This is a genomic window from Amycolatopsis sp. WAC 04182, from assembly GCF_003947465.1.
GTDB lineage: Bacteria > Actinomycetota > Actinomycetes > Mycobacteriales > Pseudonocardiaceae > Amycolatopsis.
The window spans coordinates 21,976-33,815 of sequence record NZ_QHJJ01000013.1; the positions used below are offsets into that span (position 1 = coordinate 21,976).

Annotated in this window: 7 protein-coding genes; 6 read left to right on the forward strand and 1 reads right to left on the reverse strand. The window is 67.3% G+C overall.

The window, feature by feature from the left end; genetic code table 11:
- The first annotated feature begins 1 nt into the window (after position 1).
- The 5 genes from mmsB (at position 2) to DMH01_RS42190 (ending at position 9,661) form a co-directional block, all read left to right on the forward strand.
- Positions 2-1,249: a multiple monosaccharide ABC transporter permease gene (gene mmsB / locus DMH01_RS42170; protein WP_199745839.1), complete on the forward strand. Its 1,248-nt coding sequence runs from the start codon at positions 2-4 to the stop codon at positions 1,247-1,249.
- Between the two features lie 122 nt (positions 1,250-1,371).
- Positions 1,372-3,906 (forward strand): alpha-L-arabinofuranosidase C-terminal domain-containing protein, encoded by a 2,535-nt coding sequence (locus DMH01_RS42175; protein WP_125685070.1) that lies wholly within the window; start codon positions 1,372-1,374, stop codon positions 3,904-3,906.
- Between the two features lie 2 nt (positions 3,907-3,908).
- On the forward strand, positions 3,909-5,366 hold the full coding sequence (locus DMH01_RS42180) for a family 43 glycosylhydrolase (protein WP_233621883.1): 1,458 nt from the start codon (positions 3,909-3,911) through the stop codon (positions 5,364-5,366).
- A 22-nt stretch (positions 5,367-5,388) separates the two neighbouring features.
- The gene (locus DMH01_RS42185) at positions 5,389-9,123 is read left to right on the forward strand and encodes a glycoside hydrolase family 2 TIM barrel-domain containing protein (protein ID WP_125685072.1); all 3,735 of its coding nucleotides are present in this window, start codon (positions 5,389-5,391) and stop codon (positions 9,121-9,123) included.
- 133 nt (positions 9,124-9,256) lie between these two features.
- Positions 9,257-9,661 carry a hypothetical protein gene (locus DMH01_RS42190; RefSeq protein WP_125685073.1) on the forward strand — a complete coding sequence of 135 codons (405 nt, stop codon included), beginning with the start codon at positions 9,257-9,259 and terminating at the stop codon, positions 9,659-9,661.
- On the opposite strand, the gene DMH01_RS42195 is transcribed toward DMH01_RS42190, so the two are convergent.
- Positions 9,639-10,193, reverse strand: a complete 555-nt coding sequence (locus tag DMH01_RS42195) for a hypothetical protein (RefSeq protein WP_125685074.1) — start codon at positions 10,191-10,193, stop codon at positions 9,639-9,641. The two genes, DMH01_RS42190 and DMH01_RS42195, sit on opposite strands and share 23 nt — an antisense overlap.
- Positions 10,194-10,233: 40 nt before the next feature.
- On the opposite strand from DMH01_RS42195, the gene DMH01_RS42200 reads away from it, so the two are divergent.
- Positions 10,234-11,577: an MFS transporter gene (locus tag DMH01_RS42200; RefSeq protein ID WP_125685075.1), complete on the forward strand. Its 1,344-nt coding sequence runs from the start codon at positions 10,234-10,236 to the stop codon at positions 11,575-11,577.
- The last annotated feature ends 263 nt before the right edge of the window (positions 11,578-11,840 follow it).

An 11,840-nucleotide genomic window follows, 5' to 3' on the forward strand; every position in this document is an offset into this window, starting at 1 on the left:
CATGAGCACCGCCTCCGCCGACACCGTCACCGGTGTCCCGGACCAGCAGGGCGCCGCGCCGGCCAGGGCGCCGCGCCGGATCTCGTTCAACCCGCGCGAGAGCGGCATCTACGTCGCGTTCGCGCTGATCGTCGTGTTGTTCTCGATCCTCACCGGCGGCGCGCTGCTGGAACCACAGAACATCTCGAACCTGATCGTGCAGAACTCGTACGTGCTGATCCTCGCGATCGGCATGATCCTGATCATCATCGCCGGGCACATCGACCTGTCGGTGGGTTCCGTGGTGGCGCTGACCGGCGCGATCTCGGCCGTGCTGATGGTGAACATGGGCATGGCGTGGCCGATCGCACTGCTGATCACGCTGGCCGTCGGCGCGGTGATCGGGGCGTGGCAAGGGTATTGGGTCGCGTACTTCGGCATCCCCGCGTTCATCGTGACACTGGCGGGGATGCTGATCTTCCGCGCGCTGACGCTCACCGTGCTCGGGAACCAGGGGATCGGCCCGTTCCCGGACGAGGTGCGGACGCTGGCGAACGGGTTCACCGGCGGCTACCTCGGCAACATCGGGCTCGGCCCGCTCGGCGGCGCCGACGTGGTCAGCCTCCTGGTGGGCGCCCTGGCCATCGCGGGCGCGGTGGTCTCGCGGTGGCGCAAGCGGACGGCGCGGCTGAACTACCTGCAGGAGGTGGACCCGCTGCCGATGTTCCTGCTGAAGATCGTCGCGGCGGCCGCCGTCGTGCTGTTCGTGGTGGTGCAGCTGGCACGGTACAAGAACCTGCCATGGGTGCTGATCCTGCTGTCCGTGCTGGTGATCGGCTACTCGCTGGTGACGACGCGCGCGGTGTTCGGCCGCCACATCTACGCCATCGGCGGGAACCTCCAGGCCGCGACGCTGTCCGGGGTGAAGGTCAAATCCGTGACCTTCTGGATCTTCGTCAACATGGGTGTGCTCTCCGCGCTGGCCGGGATCATCGTGGCCGGACGGCTCAACCAGGCCGGGCCGACCGCGGGCAACATGTTCGAGCTCGACGCGATCGCCGCGGCGTTCATCGGCGGCGCCGCGGTGCAGGGCGGCGTCGGCAAGGTGGTCGGCGCGATCACCGGCGGCCTGATCATGGGCGTGATCAACAACGGCATGTCCCTCATCGGCGCGCCGACCGAGAGCGTGAACCTGGTCAAGGGATTCGTGCTGCTCGCCGCCGTCGCCTACGACATCTGGACCAAACGGCGGGCCCGTACCGCCGCCTGAAGGGGACCTTCCCCTCATCTCACGCGGTGAAGGGCGCTTTCCTCGCATCACATGCGGGGAAAGCGTCCTTCAGCCCCCACCGCCGCTCCCGGTTTCCTCGCAAAGAAGCGAAAGGAAGTGCTGTGCGCAGCAAGTCCATCCGGATAAGTGTGCTGTCCCTGACCATCGCCGCCGGTGTCCTCGTGCCCGTCCAAACCGCTTCGGGCCAGACACCGACGACCGACTACAGCCTCGCCGTGGAGGCGGCGGGACGTGGTGCCACGATCGACCGTTCGATGTACGGCGTCTTCTTCGAGGACATCAACCGCGCCGCGGACGGCGGGCTGTACGCGGAACTCGTGCAGAACCGCTCCTTCGAGTACGACAAGGCCGACAACGCGTCGTACACGCCGTTGACGTCGTGGGCACCCACGTCACTCAACGGGGGCACCGGCACGGCGACGGTGGCCGACGACGACCGGCGGCTCAACGAGCGGAACCGCCGCTATCTCAAGCTCGACCTCGCCGCCGGTGAGTACGGCGTCGCGAACTCCGGCTACAACTCGGGCATCCGGGTCGAGAAGGGCAAGCAGTACGACTTCTCGGTGTTCGCGCGGACAGATCGCGCGGCGGGTACCCCGCTCGCGGTCGCCGTCACCGATCCGGCGGGCAAGCCGCTCGCCGATCCGCTGCGGGTGCAGGTCCGCGGCGACGGCTGGGTGAAGTACACCGGCAGTGTGAGGGCACGGGAGTCGAGCGCGCTGGGCAGGCTCGCGCTGACCGCGTCCGGCGGTGGCACGCTGCGGCTGGACATGGTGTCGCTGTTCCCACGCGACACCTACAAAAACCGGCCCAACGGCATGCGGGCCGATCTCGCGGAGAAGATCGCCGCGCTCAAACCCGGTTTCGTGCGCTTCCCCGGCGGCTGCCTGGTCAACACCGGCAGCCACCAGGGTTACGAGGCGCCGAACTGGGAACGGAAACGGTCGTACCAGTGGAAGGACACGATCGGCCCGGTCGAGCAGCGGGCCACGAACGCGAACTTCTGGGGCTACAACCAGAGTTACGGCATCGGTTACTACGAGTACTTCCAGTTCTCCGAGGACATCGGCGCGATGCCGTTGCCGGTGGTGCCGGCGCTGGTCACCGGCTGCGGGCAGAACAAGGCGACCGACGACCCGGCGCTGCTGCGGCGGCACATCCAGGACACGCTCGACCTGATCGAGTTCGCGAACGGCCCGGTCACGTCGCCCTGGGGCAAGAAGCGGGCCGAGATGGGGCATCCGGCGCCGTTCAACCTGACGCATGTCGGCGTCGGCAACGAGGAGAACCTGCCCGACGAGTACTTCGCCCGCTTCACCGAGTTCCGCAAGGCGATCGCGGCGAAGTACCCGGGGATCACGGTGATCAGCAACTCGGGACCGGATGACACCGGCACGACGTTCGACCGGCTGTGGGACCTGAACCGGAACGCGAAGGTCTCGATGGTCGACGAGCATTACTACAACAGTCCGCAGTGGTTCCTCCAGAACAACCAGCGCTACGACACCTACGACCGCAACGGCCCGAAGGTGTTCCTCGGCGAGTACGCGTCGCTGGACAACAAGTTCGGCAACGCGCTGGCCGAAGCCGCGTACATGACCGGGCTGGAGCGGAACGCCGACGTCGTCAAGCTCGCGTCGTACGCGCCGCTGCTGGCGAACACCGACTACGTGCAGTGGAAGCCGGACATGATCTGGTTCGACAACCAGCGTTCGTGGGCTTCGGCCAGCTATGAGACGCAGAAGCTGTTCATGACCAACGTCGGTGACCACGTCGTCCCGAGCAAGGCCTCCGCCACGCCTGCCACGGTCGCGCCGATCTCGGGCGCGATCGGACTGTCCACCTGGGCGACGAGCGCGGCCTACGACGACGTCAAGGTCACGTCGGCCGACGGAGCACAGCTGTTCTCGGACGACTTCTCCGGTGGCGATTCGCGCTGGTCGAAGGTGGCCGGACGGGGATCGTGGGCGGTATCGAACGGGGCCTACGTCCAGTCGGACCAGGCGGCCGAGAACACCCTGGTGACCGCGGGTGATCCGTCGTGGAGCAACTACGACTTCTCGGTGAAGGCGACCAAGACCGGCGGCAGGGAAGGTTTCCTGGTCGCGTTCGGCGTCAAGGACACCGGCAACAACTACTGGTGGAACCTCGGCGGCTGGAACAACACCGTTTCCGCCGTCGAGAAGACCGAAGGCGGAGGCAAGACGACCCTGCTCCAGAACGACACCAAGATCGAGACCGGCAAGCAGTACGACCTGCGGGTCGAGGTCCGGGGCCGTCAGGTGACGCTGTTCCTCGACGGACAGAAGTGGGGCTCGTTCACCGACGACAAGGTCGCCGAACCGTTCCGCCAGGTCGTCACCCGCGACGTCAAGACCGGCGAACTCGTGGTCAAGGTGGTCAACGCCCAGACCTCGGCCGCCCGCACCCGGGTCGATCTCGGTACCCGCGTCCAGCCGGGGACGACCGCCCGCGTGACGACGCTCCAGGGCTCGCCGGACGACGTCAACACCGCCTTCGCCACGCCGATCGCGCCACGCGAGTCGCGGTTCTCCGGGGTGTCGAACAGCTTCACCTACACCTTCCCGCCGAACTCCGTGACCTTCCTGCGGTTCCCGGCCCGAGTGAGGGGATGACCATGACCATCGACCGTCGTGATCTGTTCAAAGCCGGAGGCGGGCTCTTGGCCGTCACCGCCATCGGCGGCCTGGCGCCGGGTACGGCCCAAGCCGCAGAGGCCGCTCCGGCGTCGTTGACCACCCGGAATCCGCTGGTCGAACAGCGGGCCGACCCGTTCATCACCCGGCCGGTGAACGGGATGTACTACCTGACCGGTTCGGTGCCCGAGTACGACCGCATCGTCGTGCGCGGCGCCGCCACGATCGACGGCCTGGCCACCGCCAGGGAGACGACGATCTGGCGACGTCCGTCGTCCGGGAAGATGGGCGGTCACATCTGGGCGCCGGAACTGCACCGGATCGACGGGCGCTGGTACGTCTACTTCGCCGCGGGTGACTCCGACGACGTGTTCCGCATCCGCACCTACGTGCTGGAGTCCACTTCGGACGATCCACGCGCGGGTACCTGGGTGCTGCGCGGGCAGATGGTGACCAAGTGGGACACCTTCACCCTCGATTCGACGACGTTCGAGCATCGCGGCAAACGGTATTTCGCCTGGGCGCAGAGCGAACCCGGAATCGCGACCAACAGCAACCTGTACCTCGCCGAGATGGCCTCGCCGCTGGCGCTCAAGGGTGATCCCGTCCGGCTCGCGGTGCCCACGCTGCCGTGGGAGGTCCAGGGGTTCAAGGTCAACGAGGGGCCGGCGGTGCTCATCCGCAACGGGCGGGTGTTCATGACCTACTCGGCGAGCGCCACCGACGCCCGCTACTGCATGGGATTGCTCACCGCGGACGAACGTTCGGACCTGCTCGACCCTCGTTCGTGGACGAAGTCACCGCAGCCGGTGTTCACCACGAACGAGGCCACCCGGCAGTACGGGCCGGGGCACAACTCGTTCACCGTCGCCGAGGACGGCTCCGACGTGCTCGCCTACCACGCCCGCGACTACCGCGACATCACCGGCGATCCGCTGTACGACCCGAACCGGCACACGAGAGTGCAGCGGTTGTACTGGAACGACGACGGGACACCGAGTTTCGGCGTCCCCGTTGGCAAAGGCGGTCCCTGCGTGCGGCTGTCCCCGTTGGACGATCCGGCGTTGTTCGTTCGGCACTACGAGTACCGGCTTACCGCCGATGGCAACGTCCGCGAACTCGCCGACTCGCAGTTCCGGATCGTGCCCGGGTTCCGCGGAGCGGGAACCGTCGCACTGCAGTCGGTGAACTTCCCGGACCGGTACGTCCGGGTCGTGGACCCGGCGACCGTGCGGATCGATCCGTACGAGGAGAGCGACGCGTACGGCCGGGCGGCGAGTTTCACCCAGGTGCCGGGCCTTTCCGACCGGCTGGCGGTGTCGTTCCGCCTCGCGGGTGAACCCGCCACCTATTTGGCCCACGACAAGGGAAGGATCTTGGTCTTCCGTCCCGGTACCGCGGTGCGGGATCGTCAACGGGTCAGCTTCCGGCTCAGCTGAACTCACTGGGAGGTTGAACGCAGTGCTGCGAACACGCCCCATCGTCCTGGTCCTGGCGATGCTCGCCGGGACCCTCGTCGCGGCCGTCACCCCGGCGGCCGCCGACGTCCAGTCCTATCTCGACGATCCACGCAAAGTCGCCGAAGGTCAGGAGCCACCGCACGCTTTCCTTCGCCCCTACGCCGACGTCTCCGCCGCGGCCCGCCGCGATGAACGCAGTCCGTACACCCAGTCGCTCGACGGCAAGTGGCGGATCGCGATGGCGGACAACCCGTCGCAGGTCCCGGCGGGATTCCACGAGGACGGCTACGACGCGTCGCGCTGGCGCGAAGTGTCCGTCCCGCACACGTGGCAGACGGACGGTCTGGACCACCCGATCTTCCGCAACATCGCCACCGAGATCCAGCCCGACGACCCGCCGCGCGTCCCGCGGGACGTCAACCCGACCGGCGCCTACGTCCGCGACTTCACCCTGCCCGCGGACTGGACGGAACGTGAGACCTTCCTGCGCTTCGAGGGTGTCACGTCGGCGTACTTCGTCTGGGTCAACGGGAAGTACATCGGCTACGACCAGGGCGGCTACACGCCGGCGGAGTTCGACATCTCCTCCGCGCTGCGCCCTGGCCCGAACCGGATCGCCGTGCAGGTGCACCGCTGGAGCGCGGGCGCCTATCTGGAGGACGTCGACCAGTGGCGGTACTCGGGCATCTTCCGCTCGGTGACCCTGCATTCGGCGCCGGGGACGTTCATCCAGGACGTCGGGCTGACGACCGACCTCGACGCGACCTACACCGACGCCACCCTCAAGGCCGCGGTCGAGGTCGCCACCAAACCCGGTGGCACCACGGGCAAGCACCGGGTTGGGCTGAGCCTGCGCGACGCCGCGGGCAAGGAGGCCGGGACCGCGAGCGGGGAGGTCGAGGCGGGTGGCAAGACCACGCTGAACCTGCCCGTCCGCAACCCGGCGAAGTGGACCGACGAGACGCCGAACCTGTACACGGCAGTACTCACGTTGACCGCGCCCGACGGCCGCGTCACGCACATCACCAGCGAGACCGTCGGCTTCCGCGAGATCGAGATCCGTGACAAGCAGTTGCTGGTCAACGGAAAACGGGTGCTGTTCAAGGGCGTCAACCGGGCGGAGACCGACCCTGACCACGGCAGGCACGTGCCCCGGCGCGCGCAGGAACGCGACGTCGCGCTGATGAAGCAGCTCAACGTCAACGCGGTCCGCACCTCGCACTACCCGTCGGACCCCTACTTCTACGAACTGGCCGACCGGCACGGGCTCTGGATCGACGACGAGATCGACATCGAGACCCACAACCACGAGAACTGCGCCCGGTACTGCCAGGCGAACGACCCGGCCTGGCGGGACGCGTTCTTCGACCGCATGATCGGCATGGTCGAGCGGGACAAGAACCACCCGAGCGTCTTCCTGTGGGACACCGGCAACGAGGCGGGCCTCGGCGCGCATCACTTCGCGCTGGCGGAATGGCTGGACGCGAACGAACCGACCCGGCCGATCTACCACCAGTCGAACAGCCCGGACGGGGACGCGCCGTTCGCGGACGTGTGGGGGCCGCGGTACCCGTCTCCGGAGAAGTTCGAGGAGCAGGCGAAGAACACCACCAAACCGCTGATCTTCGGAGAGTACGCCCACGCCATGGGCAACAGCCTCGGCAACTTCCGGGAGTTCTGGGACACGATCCGGGCGAATCCGCAGACCCAGGGCGGGTTCATCTGGGACTGGGCGGAGCAGAACATTCGGCAGCGGATCCGGATCACGCCCGATTCGTCGGGCAACGACATCTCGGCGCACCTCAGCGGCAAACCGGAGCTGGTCGACGGCCATCGCGGCCAGGCGCTGGCGCTGTCCGGGCTGGACGATTTCGTCGAGGTCTACCGCGACCGGAAGCTCGACATCACCGGTAAGGCGCTGACCCTCGATGCCTGGGTGAAGCCCGGGAAGTGGACCGGCGACTTCCGCATCCTCGGCAAGGGTGACCACCAGTACGCGCTCAAGATGAAGACGCAGGACACGCTGGAGTTCTTCATCCACAGTGGAACGTGGCAGGCGGTGCAGGCGAAGGTGCCCGCCGATTTCCACGGCAACTGGCACCGGGTGAGCGGCACCTACGACGGAACCGCCCTACGGCTCTATCTCGACGGCAAGGAGATCGGGAGCAAACCGTTCACCGGCGCGATCGACTCGTCTTCGGCGGAGGTCAACATCGGCCGCGACTTCGAGACGTCGTGGAACGATCCGTCGAGCATCGGCTGGATGGGCCGCGGAGCCGTCGACGACGTCCGCATTTACGACAAGCCACTGTCCGCCACGGAGCTGTCCGGCTCCACTCCGGCGGGCGGTGCCGTCCTGGCGCTGGACTTCGACAGCGTCACGGACCGGGGGAGTCACCTGTCCTACGGCTCCAGCCTGTCCGGTGTGGACGGTCTGATCGGCACGGATCGGTCGGCGCAGCCGGAGACCGCGCAGATGGCGTGGGCGCATCAGCCGCTCCGCTTCGCCTATTCCGGTGGCACGGTGTCGGTGACCAACGAACGGCAGTTCAAGGGCACAGGCGAGCTGAACCTGCGGTGGCGGATCCAGGAAGGCTCCCGGATCGTCGCCCGCGGCGAACAGCCGTTGCGGGTCGGCGCCGGGGCGACCGGACGGGTCGCCGTTCCCGTGCCGCCGAATCCGGCGGACCGAGAGCGGTTCCTCACCGTCGAGGCGGTGACGACTCAGGGCGAGCCGATGCTCGCGCGGGGACACGTCCTGGCACACGACCAGTTCTCCCTGGGCGGGAAACGGATCCCCGGTCTGGACCGGAGTCCGCTCGACGGGAAGTCCGTCGAGGTCGTCGAGGACGCGGGTTCGGTGACGGCGTCGGCGGCCGGTGTCATGTACCGGGTGGACAAGACCACCGGCGCGCTGGCGTCCATCAGGCACCAGGGCAAGGAACTGCTGACCGCCGGGCCGAAGCTCGACGCGTGGCGGGCGCCCATCAGCAACGAGACCTTCGCCTGGGGCAGGGCCGAGGGCGAGGACTGGCGCAAGGCCGGCCTGGACCGCCTGAAGACCACGGTCACCGGCGTGCGGGTCGAGAAGGACGGCTCGCGTGGTGTGCGGGTGATCGTCGACAGCCGGGTCGCGGCACCCGACGTCGCCGGGGCGTGGTTCGACCAGACGATGACCTACGCCGTCGACCGGAACGGGACCTTGAGCCTGGGCAACCGGGTGGTGCCGCAGGGGAGTGTGCGCACTCTGCCGTACCTGCCCCGGATCGGTGTCTCGCTCGCGGTGCCGGACCGATACGACCGGTTCGCCTGGTATGGGCGGAAAGCCGAGAGTTACGTCGACCGCAAGGACGGGACGCCGATCGGCGTGCAGTCGAGCACGGTGGATCAGCAGTACGTCGAGTACCACCGGCCGCAGGACCACGGCAACCACACCGACAGCCGGTGGGCGCTGCTCACCGACGGCCGGACCGGTGGACTGCTGGTCGGCGGCGCGAACGACGTCAGCGTGACACCGTTCGACGATCTCGACCGGGCGGCGTACCCGTTCCAGTTGCAGCGCAACAAGGGCTGGTTCACGCTGCACGCCAGCCACGCGGTGTCCGGGGTGGGTGACACGCCGAACCCGGTGCGGGAACGCAGCCAGGTCCAGCCCGACAGCACCTACGAGTACACGCTGTCGCTTCGGCCGTTGACCTCGCAGGAAGCGCGAGCAGGGCTGCCGGCAGGCGGCTGACCTTTGTGCCTCGCGGTCGTGAGTGGTGAGGATGGTTCTCACCGCCTTGCCACTCACGACCACTCTTGGGGGTGCAGACCTTGGTCCCCGCAGTCGCTAGTCTCGATCTTCGACTGCGAGGGAGATTGAATTCATGGCGGAATGGGCCGATCTGGTCGCGTTCGTACGGCACGAATATCGGGTGGTGAAGGACGAAACGGACGAAATTCGCATCCGGTTGTCCTACGGCGACGACGACTACGAAGAGCGGGCCCAGACCGTGGTCATCGCGCGGGAGGTCTTCGACCGCCGCGAGGACTGGGTGCAGATCGCGACGCCGTTCGCGCGCGTCGACCAGGTCGACCTCGCGACCGTGCTGACGGAGATCGGCAACACGATCGTCGTCGGCGGGCTGGTGGTCATGGGGGAGCACCTGGTGCTGCGCCATTCCCTGCCGTTGGTGAACCTCGACATCAACGAGTTCACCGACCCGCTCGAACTCGTCGCGGGTTCGGCGGAGCTGCTGGAACAGCAGTTCACCGGACGCGACGACTACTGAGCCGCGTGACCTCCTCGAACGACGTCACGCGTTCGCATTCCTCTTCCGTGAGCTTGTTGATCGCGGCCCGGTACGCCTGCGCTTGAGCTGTACTGGACAGCTTGCCGTCGAGGAGCAGCGGAAGACCGAGTTCGAAACCGCAGCGGGCCCGCGCACCGTAGCGGTGCCGGGTGCGGGCGACCGCGGTGGCGACGCGGAGCCCGTGCTCGGTGCCCGGCGGTGTGGCGGGCCGGTCGGTCTCGATGGCCGCGAACCGGAAGCCGTTGGCCTGCCCGCATTTCTCGCAGCCGACGGGACCCGAACCGAGCCCGTTGCCGCAGTCGGTGCAGATCAACCTGTCGAAGGCGGCATCGACGACTCGCCATTCGAACACGGAAGTGTCGGCGACGACCGATTCGGCGAGGTCGGTTTCGTCCTTCGTCCCGGCGGACACCTCGTATTCCGCGAGGAACGACCGCCACCGGTCCTCGATGCTCGCTTCGACGGCGGCCAAGGCTTCGGCGGGTGCTCCGCCGCGCGGAAGTGCGGTCATGGCAAAACCCTAAACCGCGATCGTCGTTAAGGTGTGCGCCATGGGGCCGTCGAAATGGGGTGGGCTCGCCGCCCTGCTCGCGGGATTCTTCGTGCTCCTGCTCGACACGACCATCATCGCGGTGGCGAGCCCGAGCATCCAAGCCGATCTGGGCGGGGACGTCGCCGCGCTCTTCTGGGTGACGGCGGGCTATCTGCTCGCGTTTTCGGTTCCGCTGCTGGTCGCCGGTCGTCTCGGCGATCTCTTCGACCCCAAGCGGGTCTACCTCTTCGGGATGGGTGGCTTCGGCGTCACCTCGGCGCTGTGCGGGCTCGCGCCGTCGATCGGCTGGCTCATCGCGTTCCGGATCCTCCAAGGTCTGGCGGCGGCCGCGATGGCACCGCAACCACTCACGTTGATCCGGCGGCTCTTCGCCGACGACGAGCGGGGCCGGGCGTTCGGCATCTGGGGCTCGGTGGCGGCAGCGGCCACGTTGCTCGGCCCCATTCTGGGTGGGCTGCTGACGGCGAGTTTGGATTGGCGCTGGATCTTCTGGGTCAATGTGCCGCTCTGCGCCGTCGCCGTCGTCCTGGGCATCCGCCTGATTCCGGGAAGTCAGGGGAGCAGCACACGCTTCGATCTGCTCGGAGCCGCGTTGAGTACGGCGGGTTTGAGTCTTCTGGTGTGGGCACTTCTGTCGTGGAGTCTGCTTTCTGTGCCTGCGACCGCCCTCGCCGGCGTGCTGCTCGTCTGTTTCCGGTTTCGGCAAAGGGGGCAAGGCGAGAACGCCCTCGCGCCCTTGAGGCTTTATCGCTCGTCCGGGTATTTGTCCGCGAGCCTCGCGATGGCGTCGCTCGGCGCGACGGTTCTCGCGATGGCACTGCCCACCATGCTTTACGTCCAAGAGATGCGTGGTTTCGGTCCGATGGAAGCCGCGCTGGTCCTCGCACCGGACGCCGTCGTCGCGATCCTGTTGTCGCCGCCGGCAGGCCGCTGGGTCGATCGGGTGGGTGGGCGACGACCGGCGATACTCGGCATGAGCCTGCTCGCTACGAGCCTGCTGCTCATCGGGCTGGTAGTGGCGTTCAGCCTGAACCCCTGGTGGATCTCGGTGGGCGCCGCGTTTCTGGGGGCTGCCAACGCGATGGCGTGGACACCGCTGTCCACCATCGCGATGGCGTCCGTCGAACCCGATGCCGCGGGCGGCGCCTCCGGCCTGTTCAACACGGTCAGGCAGGTCGGTGCGGTGGCCGGGGTGGCGATGACCGGCGCGATCCTGGCGGGGCTCGAATCCCGGCCGGCCTTGGCTTTCGGTGTCGTGTTCGGATTCGTCGGTCTCGTCGCCGTTGGCGGTGTCGCGGCCGCTCTCCGGCTTCCCGAACACCCCGGACGCCTTCGCAATTAGTCGACTAATTGCATTTCGGAGTGTCTTACGCAAGGTGATTCAGGTCGACGGCTTGATTCACCCGTCGGTGGTGACTGTTCCTTTTTGCGGTGACTTAAAATTACGAACATTTGTGCGAGGCTTTTGCGGTATTCTTGGTGGTTTCAACTGGTGAGTGCACCGCCTCTAGTCTAGCAACACTTTGCTGAACGCTTCGATCGGCTTAAGCCAGCCCAGCGTCTGCCGCGGCCGGTCGTTGAGTTCGTCTGCGATGGCATCGAGTT

What these genes read in the sequence shown, in the direction of transcription:
- DMH01_RS42180 (WP_233621883.1), top strand. Translation starts at nt 3,909, where the DNA reads ATGACCATCGACCGTCGTGATCTGTTCAAAGCCGGAGGCGGGCTCTTG.
- DMH01_RS42200 (WP_125685075.1), top strand. Translation starts at nt 10,234, where the DNA reads ATGGGGCCGTCGAAATGGGGTGGGCTCGCCGCCCTGCTCGCGGGATTC.
- DMH01_RS42195 (WP_125685074.1), bottom strand. Translation starts at nt 10,193, where the DNA reads ATGACCGCACTTCCGCGCGGCGGAGCACCCGCCGAAGCCTTGGCCGCC.
- DMH01_RS42190 (WP_125685073.1), top strand. Translation starts at nt 9,257, where the DNA reads ATGGCGGAATGGGCCGATCTGGTCGCGTTCGTACGGCACGAATATCGG.
- mmsB (WP_199745839.1), top strand. Translation starts at nt 2, where the DNA reads ATGAGCACCGCCTCCGCCGACACCGTCACCGGTGTCCCGGACCAGCAG.